This is a genomic window from Nocardiopsis sp. CNT312 (assembly GCF_000515115.1).
GTDB lineage: Bacteria > Actinomycetota > Actinomycetes > Streptosporangiales > Streptosporangiaceae > Nocardiopsis.
The window spans coordinates 22,665-46,497 of record NZ_KI911537.1 but is presented as its reverse complement, the minus strand read 5'-3'; the positions used below and the strand labels follow the sequence as shown (position 1 = coordinate 46,497).

The 23,833-nt window shown below is 71.7% G+C and carries 26 protein-coding genes; 14 read left to right on the top strand and 12 right to left on the bottom strand.

What is annotated here, in order from left to right; translation table 11 throughout:
* Positions 1–51: 51 nt before the first annotated feature.
* On the bottom strand, positions 52–810 hold the full coding sequence (locus B042_RS0119050) for an adenosylcobinamide-GDP ribazoletransferase (protein ID WP_051415832.1): 759 nt from the start codon (positions 808–810) through the stop codon (positions 52–54).
* 26 nt (positions 811–836) lie between these two features.
* On the bottom strand, positions 837–1,832 hold the full coding sequence (locus B042_RS0119045) for a bifunctional adenosylcobinamide kinase/adenosylcobinamide-phosphate guanylyltransferase (protein ID WP_028649678.1): 996 nt from the start codon (positions 1,830–1,832) through the stop codon (positions 837–839).
* Positions 1,833–2,038: 206 nt separating this feature from the next.
* On the opposite strand from B042_RS0119045, the gene B042_RS0119040 reads away from it, so the two are divergent.
* Entirely contained in the window at positions 2,039–2,245 is a 207-nt protein-coding gene (locus B042_RS0119040; RefSeq protein WP_028649677.1) for a hypothetical protein, read from the top strand.
* Between the two features lie 42 nt (positions 2,246–2,287).
* Here B042_RS0119040 and B042_RS0119035 read toward each other — a convergent pair whose 3' ends face one another.
* Positions 2,288–3,295: an aldo/keto reductase family protein gene (locus B042_RS0119035; protein ID WP_028649676.1), complete on the bottom strand. Its 1,008-nt coding sequence runs from the start codon at positions 3,293–3,295 to the stop codon at positions 2,288–2,290.
* Positions 3,296–3,439: 144 nt separating this feature from the next.
* Positions 3,440–4,099: a DUF3043 domain-containing protein gene (locus tag B042_RS0119030; protein ID WP_231494147.1), complete on the bottom strand. Its 660-nt coding sequence runs from the start codon at positions 4,097–4,099 to the stop codon at positions 3,440–3,442.
* 117 nt (positions 4,100–4,216) lie between these two features.
* Between B042_RS0119030 and B042_RS0119025 the strand changes: the two genes are divergently transcribed.
* The 7 genes from B042_RS0119025 to rpsD all read left to right on the top strand — a co-directional run bounded on the left by B042_RS0119025 (position 4,217) and on the right by rpsD (position 9,671).
* Positions 4,217–4,972, top strand: coding sequence for a PspA/IM30 family protein (locus B042_RS0119025; protein WP_036555623.1), 756 nt, complete (start codon positions 4,217–4,219; stop codon positions 4,970–4,972).
* A complete protein-coding gene (locus B042_RS0119020; RefSeq protein ID WP_028649673.1) occupies positions 4,969–5,247 on the top strand; it encodes a hypothetical protein in 279 nt (92 codons plus the stop codon). Before B042_RS0119025 ends, B042_RS0119020 begins: the two co-directional genes overlap by 4 nt.
* A gap of 156 nt (positions 5,248–5,403) precedes the next feature.
* A complete protein-coding gene (htpX, locus tag B042_RS0119015; RefSeq protein WP_028649672.1) occupies positions 5,404–6,330 on the top strand; it encodes a zinc metalloprotease HtpX in 927 nt (308 codons plus the stop codon).
* Between the two features lie 25 nt (positions 6,331–6,355).
* A complete protein-coding gene (locus B042_RS0119010) occupies positions 6,356–6,949 on the top strand; it encodes a hypothetical protein (protein ID WP_028649671.1) in 594 nt (197 codons plus the stop codon).
* Positions 6,950–7,206: 257 nt separating this feature from the next.
* Complete coding sequence (locus B042_RS0119005) at positions 7,207–7,554, top strand: iron-sulfur cluster assembly accessory protein (RefSeq protein ID WP_028649670.1); 348 nt, start codon at positions 7,207–7,209, stop codon at positions 7,552–7,554.
* 205 nt (positions 7,555–7,759) lie between these two features.
* The gene (locus B042_RS0119000) at positions 7,760–8,734 is read left to right on the top strand and encodes a carbohydrate kinase family protein (protein WP_028649669.1); all 975 of its coding nucleotides are present in this window, start codon (positions 7,760–7,762) and stop codon (positions 8,732–8,734) included.
* Between the two features lie 325 nt (positions 8,735–9,059).
* A complete protein-coding gene (gene rpsD, locus B042_RS0118995) occupies positions 9,060–9,671 on the top strand; it encodes a 30S ribosomal protein S4 (protein ID WP_028649668.1) in 612 nt (203 codons plus the stop codon).
* Positions 9,672–9,779: 108 nt separating this feature from the next.
* On the opposite strand, the gene B042_RS0118990 is transcribed toward rpsD, so the two are convergent.
* A complete protein-coding gene (locus B042_RS0118990) occupies positions 9,780–10,028 on the bottom strand; it encodes a sulfurtransferase TusA family protein (protein WP_028649667.1) in 249 nt (82 codons plus the stop codon).
* Positions 10,029–10,578: 550 nt separating this feature from the next.
* On the opposite strand from B042_RS0118990, the gene coxB reads away from it, so the two are divergent.
* Genes coxB through B042_RS0118975 form a run of 3 tightly spaced genes read left to right on the top strand, consistent with a single transcriptional unit; the run spans position 10,579 to position 13,418 of the window.
* Complete coding sequence (gene coxB / locus B042_RS23865; RefSeq protein WP_051415794.1) at positions 10,579–11,307, top strand: cytochrome c oxidase subunit II; 729 nt, start codon at positions 10,579–10,581, stop codon at positions 11,305–11,307.
* On the top strand, positions 11,307–12,980 hold the full coding sequence (gene ctaD, locus B042_RS0118980) for a cytochrome c oxidase subunit I (protein ID WP_028649666.1): 1,674 nt from the start codon (positions 11,307–11,309) through the stop codon (positions 12,978–12,980). The genes coxB and ctaD overlap by 1 nt, the downstream gene beginning before the upstream one ends.
* A gap of 12 nt (positions 12,981–12,992) precedes the next feature.
* Positions 12,993–13,418, top strand: coding sequence for a cytochrome c oxidase subunit 4 (locus B042_RS0118975; protein ID WP_028649665.1), 426 nt, complete (start codon positions 12,993–12,995; stop codon positions 13,416–13,418).
* Positions 13,419–13,530: 112 nt separating this feature from the next.
* Here B042_RS0118975 and B042_RS0118970 read toward each other — a convergent pair whose 3' ends face one another.
* The 5 genes from B042_RS0118970 to B042_RS0118950 all read right to left on the bottom strand — a co-directional run bounded on the left by B042_RS0118970 (position 13,531) and on the right by B042_RS0118950 (position 19,139).
* Positions 13,531–14,664, bottom strand: a complete 1,134-nt coding sequence (locus B042_RS0118970; RefSeq protein WP_028649664.1) for a glycosyltransferase family 4 protein — start codon at positions 14,662–14,664, stop codon at positions 13,531–13,533.
* A 174-nt stretch (positions 14,665–14,838) separates the two neighbouring features.
* Complete coding sequence (locus B042_RS0118965) at positions 14,839–15,867, bottom strand: NlpC/P60 family protein (RefSeq protein ID WP_028649663.1); 1,029 nt, start codon at positions 15,865–15,867, stop codon at positions 14,839–14,841.
* A gap of 332 nt (positions 15,868–16,199) precedes the next feature.
* Entirely contained in the window at positions 16,200–17,201 is a 1,002-nt protein-coding gene (locus tag B042_RS0118960; protein ID WP_028649662.1) for an NlpC/P60 family protein, read from the bottom strand.
* A 295-nt stretch (positions 17,202–17,496) separates the two neighbouring features.
* The gene (locus tag B042_RS0118955; protein WP_028649661.1) at positions 17,497–18,861 is read right to left on the bottom strand and encodes an NYN domain-containing protein; all 1,365 of its coding nucleotides are present in this window, start codon (positions 18,859–18,861) and stop codon (positions 17,497–17,499) included.
* Positions 18,858–19,139 carry a hypothetical protein gene (locus B042_RS0118950; protein ID WP_028649660.1) on the bottom strand — a complete coding sequence of 94 codons (282 nt, stop codon included), beginning with the start codon at positions 19,137–19,139 and terminating at the stop codon, positions 18,858–18,860. Before B042_RS0118950 ends, B042_RS0118955 begins: the two co-directional genes overlap by 4 nt.
* A gap of 69 nt (positions 19,140–19,208) precedes the next feature.
* Here B042_RS0118950 and B042_RS0118945 point away from each other — a divergent pair, with 69 nt between their 5' ends.
* The 3 genes from B042_RS0118945 to B042_RS0118935 are packed head-to-tail and all read left to right on the top strand — an operon-like array spanning position 19,209 to position 22,068.
* Positions 19,209–20,996, top strand: a complete 1,788-nt coding sequence (locus B042_RS0118945; RefSeq protein WP_081748884.1) for a DEDD exonuclease domain-containing protein — start codon at positions 19,209–19,211, stop codon at positions 20,994–20,996.
* Positions 20,974–21,738: a rhomboid family intramembrane serine protease gene (locus B042_RS0118940; protein ID WP_028649658.1), complete on the top strand. Its 765-nt coding sequence runs from the start codon at positions 20,974–20,976 to the stop codon at positions 21,736–21,738. The genes B042_RS0118945 and B042_RS0118940 overlap by 23 nt, the downstream gene beginning before the upstream one ends.
* 54 nt (positions 21,739–21,792) lie before the next feature.
* Positions 21,793–22,068 carry an Lrp/AsnC family transcriptional regulator gene (locus tag B042_RS0118935; protein WP_028649657.1) on the top strand — a complete coding sequence of 92 codons (276 nt, stop codon included), beginning with the start codon at positions 21,793–21,795 and terminating at the stop codon, positions 22,066–22,068.
* 145 nt (positions 22,069–22,213) lie between these two features.
* Here B042_RS0118935 and trpD read toward each other — a convergent pair whose 3' ends face one another.
* A complete protein-coding gene (gene trpD, locus B042_RS0118930) occupies positions 22,214–23,290 on the bottom strand; it encodes an anthranilate phosphoribosyltransferase (protein ID WP_028649656.1) in 1,077 nt (358 codons plus the stop codon).
* A gap of 79 nt (positions 23,291–23,369) precedes the next feature.
* On the bottom strand, positions 23,370–23,807 hold the full coding sequence (locus B042_RS0118925; RefSeq protein WP_028649655.1) for a response regulator transcription factor: 438 nt from the start codon (positions 23,805–23,807) through the stop codon (positions 23,370–23,372).
* Between the last annotated feature and the right edge of the window lie 26 nt (positions 23,808–23,833).

Here is a 23,833-nt window from a genome sequence, read left to right as displayed (position 1 = left end):
CACCGACTCCCGGGTCCGCCGGATCACGGTGGGGTCCCGGAGGCGGCCCCGTCAGCTCCAGGAGGCGACGGCGGACGCTACCACCAGTGCGGACGCACCCCCGGACTCCGCGAGCGCTCCGAGTACGTCGCCCGTCACACCGCCCAGGCGGCGCACCGCGCGCCGCAGCAGCACGCCCGCCACCGCCAGTGCGGCCACCACCCCCGCGGCGCAGGCCGCCGCCGTCCACGGCGCGTGCGCCCCTCCCGCCGCGCACACCGCCGCCGTGACCGCGCACGCCGCCGCCGCCGCCGGGGCACGCACCGTTCCCGCCACCATCGCCCCCAGCCCGTCGGTACGGGCCGAGGGCACCCGCGGCGTGCACGCCAGGGTCACCGCCAGCCGCCCGGCAGCCCATGCCGAGGCCGCTCCGGCGACGGCCGCCGCGGGAGAGGCTCCGATCATCTGCCCCAGGGCCAGCACCTGGGCGCCCAGGACCACTACCAGGGTGACCACCCCGAACGGTCCGATGTCGGAACGCCGCATCACCTCGAGGGCCCCTGGGGCGGGCCGACCGCTGCCCAGGCCGTCGGCCAGGTCGGCCAGACCGTCCAGGTGCAGGCCCCGGGTCAGCAGCGCCCCCAGGCCGACGCCCAGCAGCGCGGCGAGCGTGTCCGACAGCCCGGCCGCCGCGCCGGCCGCCGCGACCGCTCCGACCACCGCGCCCAGGAGCGCGCCCAGCGGAGCGGACCAGAACATCGCCCACCCCGCCACGGCGCGGTCCACGCGCTCCACCCGCACCGGCACCACGGTGAACGTGCCCAGGGCCATCCGCGCGCCCGCGGCGGCGTCGCCGCTCACGGAAGCTCCAGCACGCGCCCGGCCACCGTCAGCACGACCTCTTCGGACTCGGCCGCCACCCACTGGTTGAGCGTGCCCAGCCGGTCCCGGAACAGCCGTCCGGCGCGGGTCATGGGGACCACGCCCGAGCCCGCCTCGTTGGTCACCCCCACCACGTAGGCCCGTGTGGACCGCCAGGCCTCCACCAGGGCCCGCAGCTCGTCCTCCAGCCGCTCCTCGGCATCGGCGGGGGGCGTTGCCCGCCACAGCCCGTGCCGCCCCATCGCGTCGGTCAGCCAGGTGCCCAGGCAGTCCACCAGGACCGCACCGCGCGCCCCTTCGAGCAGCGACACCAGGTCGGTGGTCTCCTCGGTCGTCCACCACCAGGGGCGGCGCCGGACGTGCAGGGCGACCCGCTCGGCCCACTCGGGGTCGCTCTCGGGGTCGGCGGAGGGGCCCGTGGCGGCGTAGGCCACCCGGGGCTCGGCGGTCAGGCGCAGTTCCGCCTCGGTGGACTTGCCCGACCGGACCCCACCGGTGACCAGGACGCGGTGCGGGCCGTGGGGCCGCGAGTCGGGCCAGACCGCGGGCGGACACGAGAGGACGTGGCCGTCGCTGGGGGCGAAGGCGCCCCACAGGCGGGCGCGGCGGGCGAACTCGGCGGGGGAGCGGACCCGGTGGTCGCCCCCCACCGCCACCACGGCGGTGGTCGTCCCGATCACCCCGGAACGGCGCAGTTCACCGATCACCTCGGGCCGTCGGGCCGCGTCGACGATCACCGTGTCCACCTGCTGGGGCGGGGCCGTGAAGGACGAGGAGGGGGCGTCGCCGGGGCGTTCCCACACGGGCGGTGTCTCGGGCAGCGGACCCGGTGTGGAACGCGCGTACAGGAGGCGGCCGCCGCTGGGCCCCTCCACCAGGGTGCCGTCCGGGGTGGGGGTGACCGTGTAGGCGGGCGGGACCGTTCCCACGGCCCCCTCCTCACGGATACGGAAGCCGTCGTCGACGGTCACACGCAGGGGCAGGCGGCGCTCCGCCTGCGCCAGGTTGCAGGACGAGCAGGTGCACTGCGGGGCCGGCCAGCCGGCCTGGCCCGCCGTGCCCAGGAATCGGATACGCACGCGAGCAGTAAACAGCATCGGAGGCCGAACCTTCGTTAAGCTCGAAACCGCGAAGCGGTGACCGGCACTGTGACATTCGCGACGAAGGGCGGTCGGACATGGCGTGGACCTGGCGATACCTCACGGCCGACGGAGGGGCTCCGGCACAGGGTGAGCCGTCCTCGGAGCAGTTCCCCTCGCGCGGCGACGCGGAGAGCTGGCTGGGGGAGCACTGGCGCACGCTCAGCGACGGCGGTGTGGGCCGGGTCGTCCTGCTGGACGGAGACCGCGAGGTCTACGAGATGAGCCTGGAAGCCGTCCAGTGACCTCGCGGCCCTCCCGGCGCGCGGCCGGGAGGGCCGGCGCACTTACCGGCCGCGGACGTTCTCCGGGCTCACGGTCAGGGCTGGGTCGCGCTTGACGCTCTCGCCCAGCACGCCGTCGATGCGGGCGAGCAGGTCGGCCTCCAGCTTCACCCCGGCCGCCTGGACGTTGTCCTCCACCTGTTCGGGGCGGGAGGCGCCGATGATGGCCGCGGACACGTTGCTGTTCTGCAGGACCCAGGCCACGGCGAGCTGCGGCAGCGACAGCCCCGCCTCGGCGGCCAGCGGCTCCAGCCGCTGGACCTTCTCCAGCAGTGCCTCGTCCCCGGTCAGCCCGGCGACGAAGTGGCCGTGCTTGGGATCGGCCGCCCGTGACCCGGCCGGGGCCTCCCGGCCCGGCTTGTACTTGCCGCTGAGCACGCCGCCGGCGATGGGCGACCAGACGATCTGGCCGAGCCCCTCACGTTCGCACAGGGGTACCACCTCGGACTCGATGACCCGCCACAGCATGTTGTACTGCGGCTGGTTGGAGACGATGCGGTCGAAGCCCATCTCGTCGGCGATCCTGAGCGCGCGCTCAATCTCCTCGGCGCGCCACTCGGACACCCCGACGTAGAGGACCTTGCCCTGGCGGACGAGGTCCTCGAAGGCCCGCATGGTCTCCTCCAGCGGGGTCGTGTAGTCGAACCGGTGCGCCTGGTAGAGGTCCAGGTAGTCGGTGCCCAGGCGGCGCAGGGAGTCCTCCACGCCCCTGATGATGTGCTTGCGCGACAGGCCCTTGTCGTTCCTGCCCTCGCCCATGGGCCAGAAGACCTTGGAGAAGATCTCCAATCCGTCGCGGCGCTCGCCCTTGAGCGCTCGCCCCAGGACCTCCTCCGCCCTGCCCTGGGCGTAGACGTCGGCGGTGTCGAACGTGGTGATGCCCGCGTCCAGCGCGGCGCGGACGCAGGCCAGGGCGGTCTCCTCCTCGACCTGGGAGCCGTGGGTGAGCCAGTTGCCGTAGGCGATCTCGCTGATGATCAGGCCGGTGCTGCCAAGGTGCCGAAAGTCCATGGGCAGCACTGTAACCGGGTGCGGCCCGTCGGGCGCGGCTGGGACACCGGCGTGTGGGAACGCTCCCAACAGGTGGGGCGCCACCGGCACGGCGAAGGGCCGGTGCGGTGCACCGGCCCTGCTCGCGTTCGGGGTCGGGCCGCCTCAGCGCGCGCCGTGCGGCGTGGGGTCCTCGCGGACCTTGATCCGGGGCTTGGGCAGGCGCAAGCGGCGGAACTGGAGCTGGCGCATGGCCGCGTACATGCCTACCCCCCTGACCATGGGGTCGTCGGGGAAGTACGCGGCAGCGCGCCGCTTGACCGTGCGCCCCACGAAGAACCCCTCGACGAGGATCGTCACCATCATCAGCGGCCACAGGACGTAGGCCACACCGATCTGGAAGAGCGGCATCTCGACGAACAACAGGACAACGATGAGGATCGAGAAGGGAAGGAAGAACTCACTGGCGCTGCGACGGGAGTCGACGAAGTCGCGCGCGTAGGCGCGCGCCTCCCCCAGATCGGCTTGGCGGAAGTACTTCTCCTCGCCCTGCGGGACACCGGGCATGCGGCGGGCCGTGGCCCCCCGGCCGCCCTTCCCGCCTTGGCGCTCCAGGCGCTCGCGGTAGGCCCGGTAGGCCTCCTTGCGGTTCTCGGGCACCTTGTGCGGCCTGCGCAGGTCTGGTTCGGACTCCCTGCGCTTCGGGGTCGGGACGCCCTTCTTGGGCGTGTATCCCTTAGGTTGGGTGGCCTCAGCGGACTCGTGGCTGGCGGATTCGGAAGAGGACGAATCCGGGGCTGCGGAAGTGGAGCGACGTCGGAACACACCCTCAGGGTAGCCGGTCACGGCTTTATGGCGACCGTGGGCCAGACCGCGTAGGGTTGGGCGAAGCGCCCTCTGGGAACAGCCGATATACGCACCGAGAAGGGGACGGCCACGCGGATGAGCGTGTTTCAGCGACTTTCCATGATCTTCAAGTCCAAGGCCAACAAGGCCATGGACTCGGTCGAGGACCCTCGGGAGACCCTCGACTACTCGTACCAGAAGCAGCTTGAGCTGCTGCAGAAGGTGCGCCGCGGTGTGGCGGACGTCGCCACCTCCCGCAAGCGCGTCGAGCTCCAGATCCAACAGCTCGAGCAGCAGTCCGACAAGCTTCAGAACCAGGGCCGTGCCGCACTGGAGCAGGGCCGTGAGGACCTCGCCCGCGAGGCCCTCACGCGCCGCTCCGGCCTCGACAGCCAGATCACCGGCCTGCGCGAGCAGCACGCCAACCTCCAGAACGAGGAGCAGAAGCTCACGACGGCGGCCCAGCGCCTCCAGGCCAAGGTGGACGCCTTCCGCACGCGCAAGGAGACCATCAAGGCCAACTACACCGCCGCCCAGGCCCAGTCGCAGATCGGGGAGGCCTTCTCCGGCATCTCCGAGGAGATGGGCGACGTCGGCATGGCGGTCCAGCGCGCCGAGGACAAGACCGCGCAGATGCAGGCCCGCGCGGGCGCCGTCGACGAACTCCTCGCCTCCGGAGCCCTGGACGACGTCACCGGCGAGTCCAGGGACGACATCCAGGCCGAGCTCGACCGCATGGCCAGCACCACCGGCGTCGACGCCGAGCTGGAGCGGATGAAGTCGGAGCTGGGCCAGGGGGACGCCTCCACCACCCGGCAGATCGAGGGCGGCAACACCAAGGAGGGCTCATGATCGTCCGGATTATGGGTGAGGGCCAGCTCGACCTCACCGACGCCGACCTCGACCTGCTGAACTCCTTCGACTCCGCGCTGGAGGGGGCGATCGAGTCCGGCGACGAGGACGCGTTCCGCCAGGCGCTGCACGACCTGCTGGCCAAGGTGCGCGAGCACGGCAGCCCGCTGGCCGCCGACGCCCTCGAACCGTCCCAGTTCATCCTTCCCCCGGCCGACGCCACCATGGAAGAGGTCCGGGACATGCTCCAGGACGACGGCCTCATCCCCGGCTAACCGGGCCCGGCCCGGGCCCGGGGCACCCGTGTCCCCGTGTGCGCGCTCGACCCCCGGCTGCCGCGATCTGAACGCGATCGCGGCGGCCGAGGTGTTGGTTGACCCATTCCGACCTGCGCGAACTAGACTTTCAGGCAGGGGAGGGGAGGTGCCGCCGTGGCGGGTTCGAAGTTCAGACCGGACCGCGGGCTCACCGTCCGCATGGTCACCACCATGGGGCTGCTCGCCCTCGTCTACGTCGTGTTCGTGGTCGCGCTGGTCGTGGTCGGCATGAACATCGTGCTGGTCCTGGCCCTCGTGGGCGGCTTCGCCCTGCTGTCCTACTTCACCTCCGACCGGATCGCCCTGTTCTCCATGGGTGCCCGTGAGGTGTCACCCGTCCAGGCACCCGAGCTGCACGGCACGATCGACCGCCTGTGCGCCCTGGCCGACATGGCCAAGCCCCGCGTGGGCATCGCCGACACCGACGTGCCCAACGCCTTCGCCACCGGGCGCAGCGAGAAGGCCGCCGTGGTCTGCGTCACGACCGGCCTGCTGCGGCGCCTGGACGGCCCGGAGCTGGAGGCCGTCCTGGCGCACGAACTGTCCCACGTCGCGCACCGCGACGTGGCGGTCATGACCGTCGCCGGCTTCCTCGGCATCGTCGCGGGCTTCCTCACCCAGGCCGGACTGCGGTTCGCCGCCTTCGGCGGGATGGCCGGAGGCCGCAGCGACAACGGCGGCCCGGCCCCGGCCGTCGTCGCTCTCCTGGTCGTACTGGTCAGCGTCGTCGCCTGGGTCCTGAGCTTCCTGCTCACCCGCGCCCTGTCCCGCTACCGCGAACTGTCCGCCGACCGCGCCGCGGCCTATCTCACCGGCCGCCCCTCCACGCTCGGCAGCGCCCTCATCAAGATCACCGGCGACATGGCGCGAGTCCCCACGCGCGACCTGCGCCAGGCCGAGCCCTTCAACGCCTTCTTCTTCGCCCCCGCGTTCTCGCGCAAGGGGTTCAACGTGAGTCGACTGGTCGCCACCCACCCGCCGGTGGACCAGCGCTTGGCCCAGTTGTCGGAGATCTCCCGCCAGTTGGGCCAGGGCTCCTGACCGGACCGAGAGGGATGACGCTTTGTTGAAGAGCCTGTGGAACACGCTCCTGGGCCGTTCTGAACCGGCCCGGCCCGACCTGGACGCCCTGTTCGGCCTGCCACCGGCGGCCGTCACCCTGCGGGCCACGGCCGGGTTCGGCCCCACGGGCACCGGCTCGGTGGCCTTCCGTGCGGGCGAGGGCGCCGCCTTCGCCGACCTGCAACGCGACATCACCGCGCTGCTCGACGCCGACCAGGGGCCGCCCGTGGAACAGGTCTTCGACGACTACGGCTACACCTGGCTGGTGGTGCGCGCCGCGGGGGAGGCCGAATCCGGGATCACCGGCCTGGTCACCGACCTGCACGCCGTCAACTCCACCCTGGAGTCGGCGGGCTACGGGCCCTCTCTGCTGTGCTCCCTTGTCGGGTTCGCCGACGCCGAGGGACGCACCGTCGCACTGGTCTACCTCTACAAGCGCGGCACCTTCTACCCCTTCGCCCCGGTGGGCACGGACCGGCGCGACACCGCGCTCGAACTGCGGGTAGAGGCGGCGATCGGCTCGGACCTGCCGCTGGAGCGGGACCGGTCCCGCTGGTTCCCCGTCTACGGCGCCCCGGGGCTGAAGGGCACCGCGTGACGGAAGGTCGAGATGGCGTCCCGGGCCCGGCGACACTACGCTGGGAAGGCACGAACGGCTCGTGCGGACCGGTGGCCGCCGCCTTGGCGGAAAGGCCGCACCCGCAGGGAGAACACAGAGGCCGCACGGCGGAATGCGGTACCGGCCCCGGACGTTGACACACGTTGAGAAGGAGCGGACCCCGCGACGGAGTCCGTCCCGCCACCCGCCCGGGGTGGCCGGGCAGCCGCTACCCCTTTCTAGAGGAGCTTGACAACATGACGGTTCAGAGCGAGGTCACCGAGGGGATCATCCTCACCGACGAGGCGTCCGCGAAGGTCCGGGCCCTCCTGGAGCAGGAGGGGCGGGACGACCTGCGGCTGCGCGTCGCCGTCCAGCCCGGCGGCTGCTCGGGCCTGCGCTACCAGCTCTACTTCGACGAGCGCGACCTCGACGGCGACGTGGTCTCCGACTTCGGCGGGGTGGAGGTCGTCACCGACCGGATGAGCTCCCCCTACCTCGTGGGCGCCACCATCGACTTCGTCGACACCATCGAGAAGCAGGGCTTCACCATCGACAACCCCAACGCCACCGGCTCCTGCGCCTGCGGCGACTCCTTCAACTAGGGGCGTCGGCGGCCCCGACGCATCGGCGACGGCACCTCGGAGGGGAGGGCGGACACCACCGCCCTCCCCTCCGCCGCGTCCGGCCGGTCTCCAGCCGAGGGACGGTGCGGCCCCGATACCCTGGGGCGGTCCGGCCCGGGCCGCGTTCCCTTCCGAGCCCGCGCTGGACCCGACCCAAGCGTCCCGAGCAAGGAGCCCTCGTCCCGTGCGTATCGCGGTTGCCGGATCCATCGCCACCGACCACCTGATGACCTTCCAGGGCCGGTTTGCCGAACAGATCATCCCGGACCAGATCCAGCGCCTGTCCCTCTCGTTCCTGATCGACGAACTGGACGTCCGGCGCGGCGGCGTGGCCGCCAACATCTGCTTCGGCATGGGGGTGCTCGGCCTTGGCCCCGTCCTGGTCGGTGCAGCCGGAGCCGACTTCGAGGAGTACCGCGCCTGGCTCGACCGCCACGGTGTCGACACCTCGGCTGTGCGCATCTCCGAACTGCGCCACACCGCCCGCTTCATCTGCACCACCGACCTCGACCAGAACCAGATCGCCTCCTTCTACGCGGGGGCCATGGCCGAGGCGCGCAACATCGAGTTGAAGCCGATTGCCGACCGCCTCGGCGGACTGGACCTGGTCCTCATCGGCGCGGACGACCCGGACGCGATGGTCCGCCACAGCGAGGAGTGCCGCACCCTGGGCACCCCCTTCGCCGCCGACCCCTCCCAGCAGCTCGCCCGGATGGAGGGCCCTCGGGTCCGCGGCCTGATCGAGGGTGCCGACCTGTTGTTCTGCAACGACTACGAGAAGGCCCTCGCCGAGCAGAAGACCGGCTGGTCCGAGGCGGAGGTCTTGGATCGGGTGGGCACCCGGATCACCACCCTGGGTGCCAAGGGTGTGCGGATCGACCGCGTCGGCGAGCCGGCCGTCCACGTCCCCGCCGCCGTCGTCGTCGGCGACCCCGTCGACCCCACGGGCGTGGGTGACGCGTTCCGCGCCGGGTTCCTGGCCGCGCACTCCTGGGGCCTGCCGCTGGAGCGCGCCGCCCAGGTGGGCAACGCCACGGCGGTGCACTGCCTGGAGGCGGACGGTCCGCAGGAGTACCGGATGACCGCCGAGTCCCTGCTCGACCGGCTGGAGCGCTCCTACGGCGCCGAGGCCGCGCGGGAGATCGCGCCGTTCGTGTGAGGGCACGGGCGCTCCTGGCCCGGGCAGTGCCCGGGACGTCGTAGAGTGGGTGGTCGCGACCCGCACGACCCGGCCCCCGAGGGTCGGGCCGCTGCCCGAATCGGTCGGCACCGCCGACCAGCACGGGGAGCCCCGTGCCGCCCGGTGCGCTGAAACGCGTGCCGGTGACCGAGCCCGAGCCGTCCGCGCAGGGTCGCCGCGGCGGTGGGGAACCCGCTTCCACCCGCCCCTCCCACGGGGCCGTGGGACTCGGGCGCCCTGAGCGCCTCCCAGATCTAGGCCAGCCTTACCTGGGATTCCCTGATGCATCCAGAAAGGACTACGCATGCGCTACACCGGACCGAAGGTGCGGTTGTCCCGGCGCGCCGGTACCCCGCTGACCCGTAAGGCGGTCAGCTACTTCGAGAAGCGTCCGTACCCGCCCGGTGAGCACGGCCGCCGTGTGCGCCGCAACAGCAGCGACTTCGCCGTCCGCCAGGCGGAGAAGCAGAAGGTGCGCTGGTACTACGACCTGACCGAGAAGCAGCTTCTGCGCGTCTACGAGAACTCCAAGAAGCGCTCCGGCCGCACCGGTGAGGAGATGCTCGCCGAGCTGGAGATGCGCCTGGCCACGGTGGTCCTGCGCGCCGGTCTGGCCGCGTCCATCTACGCCGCCCGCCAGTTCATCAACCACGGCCACATCACCGTGGACGGCAAGAAGGTCGACATCCCGTCGTACCAGGTCAAGCCGGGCCAGATCGTCAGCGTGCGGGAGAAGTCCCGCCAGATGGTCCCGTTCGTCGAGGCCGCCGAGGGCGTCCACGCCGACGACAAGATCGCCGGCCACCTCGCCGTCAGCCACCAGGACCTGCGTGTGGCGGTCGTCGACCGCCCCAAGCGCGAGCAGATCCCGGTTCCGTTCGACGAGCAGCTCGTCGTCGAGTTCTACGCCCGCTAGGAACCGCCGGGCCGCACGGCCCGGAGAGCCCGGGTGTGCCGCGGGGCCGCACGGACCGAGAGGTCCGCGCGGCCCCGCGCCGCGTCCGGACCCCGCCGCCGCACCGCGTCAGTACTTGCGGCGGATATGGTACGCACTGCCCCGGCCCAGGGGCTCCTCCACGACGAACTCGTGCATCTTCATCCGGCACCATGCGGGGATGTCCGACCTGGCGGCCGGATCGTCGGCCGTGACCGCGATGACCGATCCGATGGGGACCTCGTGCAGGCGCTGGGCGAGCATGAGGATCGGTATCGGGCACTTGCGTCCCACGGCCTCGACGGTCACCAGAGGCCGACGGTCCTGGTATTCGGGCACGGTCACTCCCCGTGGCGCGGTCCTCGTCGGGAGGTTCTCCCGTAGCCCAATCTTGACCTGGGACGGCCGTTAAGTCGAACCCGGTTAAGGGCGCGGTAAACCCAGCGATACGCTCGCCTTGGTCCCGACCGTAATACCGGAACGTTCCCCTGCTGGAACGGCCCGCGCATCGCGGTCGGGAGCCCGGGGGAACGCCGGGCCGCGCCTCGTCGCCAGCCGGGAGGTCCTCCCTCCGCGCGGGTGGACAGGCCCGGCTCTACGCGGGCGCCCCGCGTTCGGATCCGGGCCGTCTGGCAACACGCTGACCAGGTCTGCCCCTGAACGGGACGTCGGAAGGTTCGCGATAATGTTTCCCCCTGACAAGCTTTGGATACTTAGGCCGCCCGCGGGCGATCCGCGGGCTACACCGCTGGGAAGGCAATCCGTGAGTCCGACCCGCCAAGACAATCGGCGCTCCACTGCGCGCCGATGGGCACCACGCGGCGCCGCGCTCGCCGTGCTGGGGCTGGCCGCGACCGGCTGCGCGTCGAACGAGCTCACTCGTTTGGGCATGCCGGCGCCGATCACCGAGCAGGCCGAGCGGGTTCTCTCGCTCTGGCAGGGCTCCTGGGTGGCGGCTTTCGCGGTCGGCATTCTCGTATGGGGGCTGATGATCTGGTCGATCATCTTCCACCGCAAGCGCTCTGAGCAGTTGCCGCCCCAGGTGCGGTACAACATGCCTATCGAAGCGCTCTACACCATCCTGCCGATCGTCGTCATCTCGGTGCTCTTCTACTTCACCGCCCGCGACCAGGCGTACCTCCTCGACACCGAGGAGCCGGCGGATGTCCATGTCCAGGTTGTGGCCTTCCAATGGGCCTGGCAGTTCAACTACATGGACGCCGCCGAGGACGACGGCGGCGAGGTGCTCCACTCCGAGGTCGGCATCCCCAACCCGGACGGCACCGCCGACCGCTCCACCCAGGCCACCCTCGTCCTCCCCGAGGACTCGGTCGTCCACTTCGACCTCCACTCGCCCGACGTCATCCACTCGTTCTGGGTCCCGGCGTTCGCGTTCAAGATGGACGTCGTCCCCGGGCGGGACAACGCCTTCCAGGTGCGGATCGACGAGGGCACCGCCGGCGAGTACGTCGGCCGATGCGCCGAGCTGTGCGGTGTGGACCACACCCGCATGCTCTTCAACGTCGAGGTCCTCCCCCAGGACGAGTACGAGGCGTGGGCCCAGGAACAGGAGGCCGCGGCCTCCGAAGAGGCCCGAGCCGAGGAGAATGACGCGTAATGACCACGACGACCAGTGAACCCCGCGCCGGTGCCCAGGCCCCGACGCGCAAAGGGTCGATCATCGTCAACTGGCTGACGTCGACCGACCACAAGGTGATCGGGTACATGTACCTGATCACCTCGTTCGCCTTCTTCCTCTTCGGTGGCGTCCTGGCCCTGCTCATGCGGGCCGAGCTGTTCTACCCGGGCATGCAGGTCCTGTCCAACGAGCAGTTCAACCAGATGTTCACCATGCACGGCACGATCATGCTGCTGATGTTCGCGACCCCGCTGTTCGTCGGGTTCTCCAACATCATCATGCCGCTGCAGATCGGCGCCCCCGACGTGGCCTTCCCCAGGATCAACCTGTTCGGCTACTACCTCTTCCTGTTCGGCAGCCTCATCGCCGTCAGCGGGTTCCTCACCCCGGGTGGCGCGGCCAGCTTCGGCTGGTTCGCCTACACCCCGCTGTCGGACGCGGTCCGCTCCCCGGGTCTGGGCGGTGACCTGTGGATCATGGGCCTGGCCGTGTCCGGTCTGGGCACCATCCTCGGCGCGGTCAACTTCATCACCACCGGCCTGTGCATGCGCGCCCCCGGTATGACGATGTTCCGCATGCCGATCTTCTGCTGGAACACGATGCTCACCAGCCTGCTGGTCCTCATCGCGTTCCCGGTCCTGACCGCCGCGCTCATCGCGCTGGGCGCCGACCGCATGGTCGGCACCCACGTGTTCGACCCGGCGCACGGCGGCGCCATCCTCTGGCAGCACCTGTTCTGGTTCTTCGGCCACCCCGAGGTGTACATCATCGCGCTGCCGTTCTTCGGTATCGCGACGGAGATCCTGCCGGTGTTCAGCCGCAAGCCGATCTTCGGCTACAAGAGCCTCGTGGGCGCCACGATCGCCATCGCCGGCCTGTCCGTGACCGTGTGGGCGCACCACATGTTCCCGACCGGCGCGGTGCTGCTGCCGTTCTTCTCGTTCATGACGTTCCTCATCGCGGTGCCCACCGGTGTGAAGTTCTTCAACTGGATCGGCACGATGTGGCGGGGCCAGCTCAGCTTCGAGACCCCGATGCTGTTCACCATCGGCTTCATGGTGACCTTCCTCTTCGGCGGCCTCACCGGCGTCCTGCTGGCCTCCCCGCCCATCGACTTCCACGTCACCGACTCCTACTTCGTGGTGGCCCACTTCCACTACGTGGTGTTCGGCACCGTGGTGTTCGCGATGTTCGCGGGCTTCTACTTCTGGTGGCCCAAGTTCACCGGGCGGATGCTCGACGAGCGGCTGGGCAAGATCCACTTCTGGCTGCTGTTCCTGGGCTTCCACGGCACGTTCCTGGTGCAGCACTGGCTGGGCGCCATGGGCTTCCCCCGCCGCTACGCCGACTACCTGCCGGGCGACGGCTTCACGGGGCTCAACCAGTTCTCCTCGATCTCCTCGTTCGTGCTCGCCGCGTCCACGCTGCTGTTCTTCTGGAACGTGTACGTCACGGCGAAGAGGGCGCCGAAGGTCACCGTGGACGACCCGTGGGGCTACGGCTGCTCCCTGGAGTGGGCGACCTCCTGCCCGCCGCCGCGGCACAACTTCACGTCGCTGCCGCGGATCCGGTCCGAGCGTCCGGCCTTCGACCTCAACCACCCGCACGCCGCGGCCCCGGGCGCCGTCCCGGCGGTCGCCACGAAGGAATAGGGCGGACACCACGTGAAGATGCAGGCCTATCTGTTCATGGGCGTTTCGACCTTCTTCGGTCTGGCCGCCCTGCTGTACATGTACTGGTCCTACCAGGACACCGGCGGTATCGAGTGGGCCGGCTCCACGGCGCTCATCGTCGCGATCGGCTTCGGGTGGATGATGGGCTTCTGGCTCTGGCAGGCCGCCCGCCGCAGTGAGCACTTCCACGGCCTGCCGCCGGAGGACCGCCTGGACGGCGAGATCGACGACAACGAGGGCGAGTACGGCTTCTTCAGCCCGCACAGTTGGTGGCCGATGTTCGTGGCCCTGGCGGTCGCCTTCATGGCGGTGGGCGTGGCGATCGGCTGGTGGATGGTGTTCATCGGTGCCCTGGCCGTGACCCTCACCGCCATCGGCTGGGTCTTCGAGTACTACCGCAAGGAGTTCCAGCACTAGAGGGCGCCCCGCCCGAGCGTTGCGGCCCCGGCGTCCGGACGCCTCCCGTGTCCACGGGAGCGGTCCGGACGCCGGGGCCTTCCCCGTGTCCGGGGTCCTGTACCGGGAGGCCTCAGGGGGCGGCCAGGAGCGCGTCCAGGCGCTCTGCCGCGCTCTCCCAGGTCCACTCCCGGGCGACACGCTCACGGCCGCGTGCGCCCATCTTCGCGGCGTGTTCCGGGTCGCGCAGGAGACGCAGGATCGCCCGCGCGGCGGGGCCCGGCATCGAACCGTCGACCACGTACCCCGTCTCGCCGTCGGCGACCGTGTCCGGGGCCCCTCCCGAGTCGCCCGCCACCACGGGCAGTCCCACGGCCGAGGCCTCCAGGTAGACGATGCCCAGTCCCTCCACCTCCAGGCCGCCCCTGCGGGTGCGGCAGGGCATGGCGAAGACGTCCCCGGCGTCGAGGTAGGGCGGCAGGCGGTCGTGGCGCACGGAGCCGGTGAAGACCACCGAGTCCATGCCGCGCGCTGCCGCCCGCAGCCTCGCGCGGTGTGGGCCGTCGCCGACGACGAGCAGGGCGGCGTCGGGTACCTCAGCCAGGACGCGCGGCCAGGCCCGGATCAGCGTGTCCTGCCCCTTGCGGGGCACCAGACGGGACACGCACACCACCACGGGGCGCCCCTCCAGGCCAAGCCGCCGCCGCACCTCGCTTCCGCCGCAGCCGGGACGGAAGAGGTCGGTGTCCACCCCCGGGGCGAGCCTGCGCATCCGGGCTGCGGCCTCGGGGGAGAGCGCTCGGGCCAGGCGGCGCTGCGTGTAGTCGCCCAGGTGGGTGACGGTGTCCACGGAGTCGCCGATCCGGCGCAGTGCCTGCCGGGAACCGGGCAGCGCCGCCCACCAGGCCTCGTGCCCGTGGCTGATGGCCACCTGCCGCCGCACCACCTCCCTCAGGCCGGGCGCGAGCAGCCCCAGCGGTGCGGCGGCGCCGTAGAGCACCGAGTCGCACCCCTCCAGCTCGGCGATGGTGCGGGCCCGGGCGGCCACGCGCCGAGTGGGCAGCAGCACGCGCGCCGCGTCGCGTACGACGGGGAAGGGCTGACGCAGGTCGAAGTCCGGGTCGGCGGCGGCCTCACGCGGTGACGGCGAGGAGCAGTACACCATCACCGAACCCTCGGGTCGGCGCAGGGCCATTGCGTGCACGAAGGACTCGATGCCCCCGGCCTTGGGAGGGAAGTCGTTGGTGATGATCAGGGTTCGCGGCACGGGGTGAGTCTAGAAGGCCTCCCGGACCGGCCTCAACGCACGCGTGCGGCGCGGCTCCCGGATTTCGCGGCGGCCGGGGGTGGGGGGAGCTCCGGCGCTCGGTCGCGCCGTGGGACGAACCCCGACCCCTGCCGTCCCACGGCCTCCGTGGGGAGGCAGGGAACGGGTCCCTCGCTACGGGCGGACGGCGGCGTAGAAGTTCTGGCGGTAGTAGCTGTTGAGGGTGACGGTGCCGATCGGCTTGGAGGAGTTGGAGGCGTGCACCATGACGCCGTCGCCGGCGTACATGCCGACGTGGTCGGGCCCGCCGTAGAAGAAGATGAGGTCGCCGGGCTGCATGTTGTCCCAGGAGACCCGGGTGCCCGCGTTGACCTGGCTGTAGGTGGTGCGTGGCAGGCTCACGCCCGCGGCGGCCCACGCGGCCTGGGTCAGGCCGGAGCAGTCGTAGCCGCTCGGGCCGGTGCCGCCCCAGACGTAGGGCTTGCCGACCTGGGCGTAGGCGAAGTTCAGTGCGGTCTGCGCGCTGCCGGTGGCCGGGCCGGTGTAGGTGGCACCGCCCCCGCCCCCGCTGCTGGTGGTGCCGCCGCTGTCGTTGGAGACGTTCTCGGTGGCCGCGGCCGCCTGCTCCGCGGTCAGGTCGGCCAGCAGTGCCTCCTGCTCGGCGATGGCGTCGGCGGCCTCCTCCTCGGCCTCCTCGGCGGCCTCCAGGGCCTCGGCCGCCTCCTCCTCGGTGTCGGCGGCCTCCGCCTCCAGGCTCTCCAGGTGCGCCAGCTCCTCGACGTAGCGATCCAGGCCCGCGTTCTGCTGCTCGGAGAGGTAGGTCAGGTCCGCCTGGTGGGAGAGGACGTCCTCGGGACCGGTGGCACCGATGATGTGGGCGGGGGAGGTCAGGTCGACACCGGTGTAGGTGAGGTTGGCCAGGGTGCGCACGTTCGACCCCAGCTCGTCCACGGTCTCCTGGGCCTCCTCCAGGTTCTCCTGGATCTCCTCCAGGTTCTCCTCGGCGGCCTCGTGGGTCTCCTGGGCCTCGTTGTACTCCGCGTTGAGGGAGGCGTACTCCTCCTCCAGAGCCTCGATCTCGGCGCGGACGTCGTCGATCGTCGGCTCGGCGTGGGCCGCGGACGCGGGGAGGAGGAGCGAGCCCGCGGCCAGGGAGGCCACGACGGCCGTGCTGCGCCTGCGGGGGGAACGGGGAGAGGACACGCTGTACCACCTTTCCTGCCCTCGGCCCGAGGAGGTCGGGGGAGCCGAGGGACTGCGCCGGGTGGGTCGCGGGGCCGTCCGAAACGGGAACGGCCGGGGTGTGGGGAACGCCCGACCCGGACGCGGCCGCCACCGCCACGGGGCGGTGTACGGAGAACGGCCACGTTCGGTGCTGAACCCTAGTACATGACTTCGTGGACTCTCAACTGGTTCGTTACGTTTGTTGGGATAAAGCAAATGATCCGAAATTCCACAGATGCTTTGCGCAGGGGAGAACAGGAAGGGGCCGCTCGCCGAGCGGATCGGCGGCGGCCCCTGAGAACGGAGCAGGGTTACGGACGGACCGCGAACTGGAACTGGCCCGCCCAGTAGGCGGCCAGCCCCACGATCTCGATGTTGCGGCCGCTGCTCGGGGCGTGGACCATCTGCCCGTTGCCCGCGTAGAGGCCGTCGTGGCTCAGCCCGCCGTAGAAGAACATGATGTCACCGGGCTGGAGGGCGCTCATGTCGTAGATGCGCGGCCCCGCGTTGGCCTGCGAGTAGGTGGTGCGCGGCAGGTTCACGCCGCCGGCGCGCCACGCGGCTTGGACCAGGCCGGAGCAGTCGTAGCCGTTCGGGCCGGTGCCGCCCCAGACGTAGGGCTTGCCGACCTGGGCGTAGGCGAAGTCCAGCGCGGCGCCCGCGCTCCCGGTGGCGCTCCCGGTGTAGTCCGCGCCGCCCGCGCTGCTGGCACCCTCCGCCGTGGGGTCGGACGAGGGGAACTGCGCCAGCAGGGCCTCCTGCTCGGCGATCGCCTCCTCGACTTCCTCCTTGGCCTCCTCGGCCTCCTCCAGCTCCTCCTCGGCGGCCTCCAGGGCCTCCTCCGCCTCGTCCTTGAGGGCGAACAGGCGCTCGGCGGACTCACCGAACTCGTCCAACTGGGCGAGCTGGCTCTCCGACAGGTAGTTCATGTCGGCGTCCTGCTCCAGTACCTCCTCGGGACGGTCGGAGGTGAGGATGCTGGCGGTCGCGTCCACGCCGCCGGACTGGTAGGCAGCGGCGGCGAAGCGCTGGACCTGAGAGCGCAGCTCGTTGTAGGTCTCCTCCTCGTCGCCGACCTGCTCTTCGAGCTCCTCGTACTGGGCGAGGGCGACCTCGTGGTCCTCCTCCGCCTGGTTGTAGGCCTCGACCTTGTCGGAGGCCTGCTCGTTGAGTTCCGCGATGCGGTCCTCGACCTCGTCCTGGGTCGGCTCCGCGTAGGCGGTGCCGGGGGAGACCAGGCTTCCGGCGATGGCCACACCGAGCCCGGTCGAGGCGAGGCGGCGAGCTGTGCGCCGACCACCGGCGTCGTTCATGGAGGTCCACGCTCCTTGGGGTAGGGACACCGCGCGAGGGTGCGGGGGACGTCGACAAGACGGTCCGTGCCACAGGCCGGACACAGCGTGAACGAGGGGTTCGTACCGGAATGGGAGACACAACCGTCCCGTTTTATCCGGATACATCACTCACGCTCGGGAAGAACTTAGCGGACGGGCCCCTGCACCTCAAGCGGTGGGGGCGCACGGCACCGTGCCGTGCGCCCCCACCGCTCGAGGCACAGGGGCCTCACCCCAGGTCCCGGGAGGTGCGGAGGGCGGCACCGGGCCGCGGCTACTCTAGCCGCCGCAGGAAGATCGACGACGACACCGCCCGCGCCCCGGCGCGGCGCACCGCCGTGACGATCTCCCGGTCCGAGGTCACCACCGCGATGGGACGCCCCGGCGGTTCGGCACCCACCAGGCGCACGATCAGTGCGTCCGCGGTCTCCCCGGGCGCGCTGAACAGCAGCCGCACCCTGCGGGGCGCGGCCAGCGCCGGAGGGGTGTCCACGTCCGCGCCGTCGAACACACACGTGATCTCGGCCTTGGTGCGGCTGGCCAGGCCCTCCAGGGAGTTCAGCAGCCGGGTGCGCTGGTCGGCCAGGGGCAGCGTCCCGTACCCCGTCTTGGTGACGTTGTAGCCGTCGACCAGCAGATGCACGCGGGGAGCGGTCAGCAGCCGCTCCAGCAGCCCCGGATCGTCGTCGGGCAGCCCTCCGAGTGACACCCTGCGCTGCCCCGCCTCAGCCACGTGGTCGGCGGGTGCCTCCAGAGACGTGGGTAGGGCCAGTTCACGGCGCAGTCCGTGGGAGGCCTCGACCAGGACGTCCAGGAGTACCCGCAGCCGGGCCTCGTCGGCGTTGCGCCCCGTACGTGCCGCCCGGCGCGCGTTCTCCACCTGCGCCTCGGCCGCCTCCACCCGCGAGCGCAGCCGCCGGTTCTCCGCCTCCAGGGCACCCACCTGGCTCACCGAATCGCTCTCCCTGGCGGCGGTCTCCTCCAGGACCCGCTGGGCCCGCTCCCTGGCCTCCTTGGCGCGGTGGCGCTCGTCGTGCACCTTGCGCCGCAGCTCGGTGATCTCGGCCCGCTGGTCGCGGACCCGTGCGCGCAGGCGTTCGAGGTCGGCGCGGTGGGCGTGCCTGCTCTCGTCCAGCCTCCTGCGGACCGAGTCCAGCTCCTCGACGGCCTCGTCGGCCTCCTTCGCGCTGGTCCGGCGCTCCAGCTCCTCGCGCACCCCCTCGATGATCCCCGGCCATCCCCGGGGCCGCAGCAGGTAGGCGCAGGCCGCCACGGCCACGGGGTCGGCGGCCGGGGGGACCACCCCCGACCGCAGCCCCTCGGCCAGCTCGGGCCACACGCGCTCCACCCGCTCCCCGACCCGGCCCCGGAACCCTGCGTCGGTCTCCAACTGGGCGGCGATCTGGGGCCCGGCCAGCCGGGCCCGGCGGCGCGGCTCGAACCGGGCCACCCGGCGCAGCAGCGGGGGCAGTTCATTGGTGCGCATACCGCCGAGCACGTCCGAGCCGTACTCGATCACCCTGGCCCGCACCTGCTCCGGCAGGGGGCGGCTCAGCCCCTCGGCGCCGGGGCCGCCGTCGGCCGCGCCGGAGGCCCCGGCGGGCTCGGAGTCGCCGCCCGTCTCCGGGCGGGAGCTCATGACCGACCCGTCGTGCTCTCCGCCGCGCCACCGGAGTCCGGTGCCCCGGCGCCGGGGCGGGCGACGACCTCCATGCTGTCCGTGGCGCCGCACCAGCGGCAGGCGACCCGCTCCACGGTCTCAGTGAGCACGGCCTGCTCCTCCACCACACCGTGGCCGGCCAGGTCCTGGTGGACGTAGTCCCGGGACCGGACAGCGCGGGTCACGTCGAACCGCGTGAGATTCCCGCAACCGGCGCACCGCCACCGTTCACCGTCACCCGGCTTCGTGATCCCCACGGCTTCCTCCTCTGATCGCGCTCAACTCGGGACGCAACGACACTTCCGCCCCCTCACCCTCATCTTTCCATGCCGGGCAGGTCAGCCCCGATCCCCAGCCGTTCGGTCATCGGCTCCGACTACCCTGGTCGGGTGGCTGCCGACTCCGCCGGGCCCTCCGGCGTCCAGACCAGCATCACCGACCTCGGTACCCCGCTGGCCGAGACGACCTTCGTGGTCGTGGACCTGGAGACCACGGGCACCAGCGCACAGCGGTCGCGGATCACCGAGATCGGTGCCGTCAAGGTGCGCGGCGCCGACGTCCTCGGTGAGTTCTCCACCCTGGTGGACCCCGGGGTCCCGATCCCGGCCGAGATCACCCTCCTGACCGGCATCACCCAGTCCATGGTGGCCACCGCCCCTCCCCTGGAGGAGGCCCTGCCCCGCCTGCTGGACTTCCTAGCCACCGGCCCCGGCACCGCGCTCGTCGCGCACAACGCCCCCTTCGACACCGGATTCCTCAAGGCCGCCTGTGAACGCCTGGACTTGGAGTGGCCCGCCCCCACGGTCGTGGACACCCTGCGCCTGGCCCGTGCCCTGCTGGTTCGTCCCCAGGTGCGCAACCACAGGCTCGCCACTCTCGCCGCGTTCTTCGGAGCACCCACCGCGCCCAACCACCGCGCCCTGGACGACGCCCGTGCCACCGTGGCCGTGCTGCGCGGCCTCATCGACCGCGCCGCACCCATGGGGGTGCACAGCCTGGAGGAGCTGCGGGCGGTCACCAAACCCGCCAGCCGCGCCCAGCGCGCCAGGCGCCACCTCGCCGACGGCCTGCCGGAGAAGCCCGGTGTGTACATGTTCACCGACGCGCGAGGCACCGTCCTCTACGTCGGCAAGAGCGCCAACCTCCGACGCCGCGTGGCGTCCTACTTCACCGCGGCCGAGAACCGTCGGCGCATCCGGGAGATGGCCGGGCTCGTGGAGGGGGTCACACCCCTGGTGTGCACCACCGAACTGGAGGCCTCCGTCCGCGAACTGCGGATCATCGCCGAGCGCAAACCGCCCTTCAACCGCAGGTCGCGCTACCCCGAGCGCGCCTTCTGGGTCACGCTCACCACCGACGCCTACCCCCGGGTGTCGGTGGCGCGCACGGTCCACGACGACGGCGCCCCCTACCTGGGCCCCTACACCTCGGCCCACGAGGCCGGACGCGCCAAGGAGGCCCTGCTGCACGCCTTCCCGCTGCGCCAGTGCACCCACACCTTCTCCGCCGCCGCACCCGTGGCGGCGTGCGTGCTCGCGCAACTGGGGCGCTGTGGGGCACCCTGCGACGGCACCGAGTCCCTGGAGGACTACACCGTCCACGCCGAGGCCGCACGGGCGGCCATGACCGGCGACCCCGGTCCGGTCGTGGCCGCCCACACCGAACGCATCACCGCGCTCTCCGCCGACCTGCGCTACGAGGAGGCCGCCGGCCACCGCGACCGGCTCGCGGCCTTCCTGCGCGGAGCACGGCGCGCCCAGCGCCTGTCGGCCATCGCCGCCGTCCCGCACCTGGTGGCCTCCCGCCCCGGTACCGCGGGCTGGGAGACGTGCGTGGTCCGCCACGGCCGCCTCGCGGGTGCCGCCGTGCTGGCCCCGGGGACCGACCCGGCGGCCTTCCTCGCCTCCCTCACCGCCACCGCCGAGCGCGTGGACGCCGGGTACGGTCCCGTCCCGCGGGCCACCGCCGAGGAGACCGAGGCGGTGCTGGCCTGGCTCGAACACCCCGCGGTCCGGATCGTCGAGATCGAAGGGGAGTGGACCTGCCCGTTGCGCGGAGCCGAGGCGCACCCCCGGATGACACACTGGGCGCATGGCCGCGCTCCCGCTCAATGACGACTACCCGGTCCGCCGCGCCCCGGTGGTGGCCTTCACGCTGATCGCGGTGAACGTCCTCGTCTACCTCGCCTCCCCGCTGGCGACGACCGCCGTGTGGTACCCGAGCGACGTCGTGGGCCGGTACTGCGCCATCGACGACTACATCATGCTCTGGGGAGCGGTCCCTGACGAGATGCTCGGCCGGGCCGCCCTCGCGCCCCCGCCGACGCCCGAGTGCGGCGGCCTCGACGGCAAGGCCGTGTGGCTGTCAGTGTTCACCTCCATGTTCCTGCACGGCGGCGCCGCCCACCTGCTGGGCAACATGGTCTACCTGTTCGTGTTCGGCCCTGTCGTGGAGGACCGGATCGGGCGGATCCGCTTCCTGGTCCTGTACCTGCTCACCGGGGTGGCCGCGGCCTACGGGTACGCGCTGACCTCCACCGAGGGCACCGCACCCATGGTGGGGGCCTCCGGTGCGATCTCCGGTGTGCTCGGTGCCTACCTCGTCGTGCAGTTCCGCAGCAGGGTCACCACGCTGGTGTTCGGCCTGGTCCCGCTGCGGCTGCCCGGCTGGGCGGTGGTGGGAAGCTACTTCGCCTTCCAGTACCTTCTCTACGTCACCACGTCGAACACCCCCGGCAGCGGGTCCAACGTCGCCTACGCCGCGCACGTGTACGGGTTCGTCGCCGGGGCGGCCGTGGGACTGGTGGTCTACCGGCTGCGATGGCGCTCCGGGACGCGGCTCTCCGACGTCTACTGAGCGTGCCCGCGCCCGGTGCGCCAGCCCGTGCCAGACCCGCTCCTGGAGGAAACAGTGATCACCGCGATCGTCATGATCAAGGCCGAGGTCCACCGCATCCCCGAGGTCGCCGAGGCGATCGCCGGGATCGACGGCGTCAGCGAGGTGTACTCGGTGACCGGCGGCGTCGACCTCGTCGCCATGGTGCGGGTCCGCCGCCACGAGGAGCTGGCCGAGGTGATCCCCGGCCGCGTGAACAGGGTCCCGGGCGTGATCTCTTCCGACACCCACATCTCGTTCCAGGCCTACTCCAGGCACGACCTGGAGTCGGCCTTCGCCCTGGGCTGGTAGACCGCTGCCCGGTGCGCGCGCCCCCGGTGTCTGCAGGAGGAGTCTCCGCAGCTGCGAGGAACGAGCAGGGGCGGTAGCGACGACGAAGAGGCCGGTTCTCCACGCCGCGAGCACGTCCCGAGCCTGCGAGGGACCATAAACACAACTACTCCTTGGCCAGGCCCTGGGTGGTCTCCACCCAGGTGTCGAGCGTGCGCCGGGCCGCCCCGCTGTCGACGGCGGCGGCGGCGCGCTCGTAGCCGATGCGTACGGCCTTGGTGAGGGAGCCGCCCACGCCCTCGACGGCGGCCAGCGCAGCCCCGGCGTTGAGCAGCACCGCGTCCCGGACCGGCCCCTCGCGCCCCGCGAGCATGTCGCGGACCGCCTGGGCGTTGAACTCCACGTCGCCGCCGCGCAGGGCGTCGGGCTCCGAACGGGGGATGCCCAGCTCCAGCGGGTCCAGGCTCTCCCTGCGGGCGCGGCCGTCACGCACCACCCACACGGTCGACGTGGTCGCCGTGGTGAGCTCGTCTAGGCCGTCGTCGCCGCGGAAGACCACCGCGGAGGTGCCGCGCTCGGCGAACACGCCCGCGATGACCTCGCACATGCGCGCGTCGAACACGCCGATCGCGGCGGAGGTGGTCTGTGCCGGGTTGGTCAGCGGACCCAGGAAGTTGAAGACGGTGGGGACCGCCAGTTCGCGGCGCGGCTTGGCGGTGAAGCGGAACGAGGGGTGGAAGACCGGGGCGAAGCAGAAGGTGATGCCGGTCTCCTCGGCGACCCGGGCGGTCAGCTCCGGTGCCAGGTCTAGGACCACGCCGAGCCGTTCCAGGACGTCGGCCGTCCCGCAGGAGGAGGAGGAGGCCCGGTTGCCGTGCTTGACCACGCGCGCGCCCGCCGCCGAGGCCACGATCGAGGCCATGGTCGACACGTTCACGGTGTGGGCCCGGTCGCCTCCGGTACCCACGATGTCCAGGGTCGGTCCGGAGACGGAGATCCGGACGGCGTTGTCGAGCATGCCGCGGGCGAGGCCGGTCACCTCGGACACGCCCTCCCCCTTGGAGCGCAGGGCGATGGCGAACCCGGCGATCTGGGCGTCGGTCGCCGAGCCGGACATGATCTCGTTCATCGCCCAACCGGTGTCGGAGGCACTGAGTGTCACGCCGTCCAACAGGGCGGTGATCAGGGCGGGCCAACTCCGCTCGGTGACGGCGGAGGGGGCGTCGGCAGGGGCGGTGTTCATGGTTTCCTCGGGCTCCACGGTGCGGGACGGGGCGGGCGGTGGCGCGTGGCCGCCCGGTGCGGGTCGGCGGTCCTCCGGGTCAGCCGCTCAGGGCCGCGGTGCGCCGGCGCATGAGGTCGGCCAGGGCCTCGGCCAGGGCGACCGGGTCGATCGGGTGGCTCACCACCTGCTCGGCCTGCGACCAGGTCGCGAGCCAGCCGTCGTCGCGGCGGCCGACCAGCAGCAGCACCGGCGGGCAGTGGTAGATCTCGTCCTTGATCTGGCGGCACAGGCCCATGCCGCCCACCGGGGCGGCCTCGCCGTCGAGGAGGGCGATGTCGATCCGCTCGGCCCGGTCGGTCGACTCCAGTCGGCGCAGGGCCGCCGGGGCGGTCGCGCACTCCACGAACTCCACCTTGGGCACGTCCGCGGCAGGTCGGCGGCCGACGGCCAGCCGGACCTGCTCGCGGGTGTCGGCCTTGTCGCTGTAGACCAGCACGCGCATCCTGGAACCCGTCTCCGTACCGCTGTCCACCATCGCGCAACCGTCCCATCACGTCTGTC

Bases quoted from the DNA above. Each gene is read 5' to 3' on its own strand.
- B042_RS0118945 (WP_081748884.1), top strand. From the start codon at position 19,209: ATGCCGGGCAGGTCAGCCCCGATCCCCAGCCGTTCGGTCATCGGCTCC.
- B042_RS0119035 (WP_028649676.1), bottom strand. From the start codon at position 3,295: ATGGACTTTCGGCACCTTGGCAGCACCGGCCTGATCATCAGCGAGATC.
- B042_RS0118955 (WP_028649661.1), bottom strand. From the start codon at position 18,861: ATGAGCTCCCGCCCGGAGACGGGCGGCGACTCCGAGCCCGCCGGGGCC.
- B042_RS0119050 (WP_051415832.1), bottom strand. From the start codon at position 810: ATGGCCCTGGGCACGTTCACCGTGGTGCCGGTGCGGGTGGAGCGCGTG.
- B042_RS0119040 (WP_028649677.1), top strand. From the start codon at position 2,039: ATGGCGTGGACCTGGCGATACCTCACGGCCGACGGAGGGGCTCCGGCA.
- coxB (WP_051415794.1), top strand. From the start codon at position 10,579: ATGCCGGCGCCGATCACCGAGCAGGCCGAGCGGGTTCTCTCGCTCTGG.
- B042_RS0119025 (WP_036555623.1), top strand. From the start codon at position 4,217: ATGAGCGTGTTTCAGCGACTTTCCATGATCTTCAAGTCCAAGGCCAAC.
- B042_RS0118940 (WP_028649658.1), top strand. From the start codon at position 20,974: ATGGCCGCGCTCCCGCTCAATGACGACTACCCGGTCCGCCGCGCCCCG.
- rpsD (WP_028649668.1), top strand. From the start codon at position 9,060: ATGCGCTACACCGGACCGAAGGTGCGGTTGTCCCGGCGCGCCGGTACC.
- B042_RS0118960 (WP_028649662.1), bottom strand. From the start codon at position 17,201: ATGAACGACGCCGGTGGTCGGCGCACAGCTCGCCGCCTCGCCTCGACC.
- B042_RS0119005 (WP_028649670.1), top strand. From the start codon at position 7,207: ATGACGGTTCAGAGCGAGGTCACCGAGGGGATCATCCTCACCGACGAG.
- ctaD (WP_028649666.1), top strand. From the start codon at position 11,307: ATGACCACGACGACCAGTGAACCCCGCGCCGGTGCCCAGGCCCCGACG.
- B042_RS0118925 (WP_028649655.1), bottom strand. From the start codon at position 23,807: ATGGTGGACAGCGGTACGGAGACGGGTTCCAGGATGCGCGTGCTGGTC.
- trpD (WP_028649656.1), bottom strand. From the start codon at position 23,290: ATGAACACCGCCCCTGCCGACGCCCCCTCCGCCGTCACCGAGCGGAGT.
- B042_RS0119020 (WP_028649673.1), top strand. From the start codon at position 4,969: ATGATCGTCCGGATTATGGGTGAGGGCCAGCTCGACCTCACCGACGCC.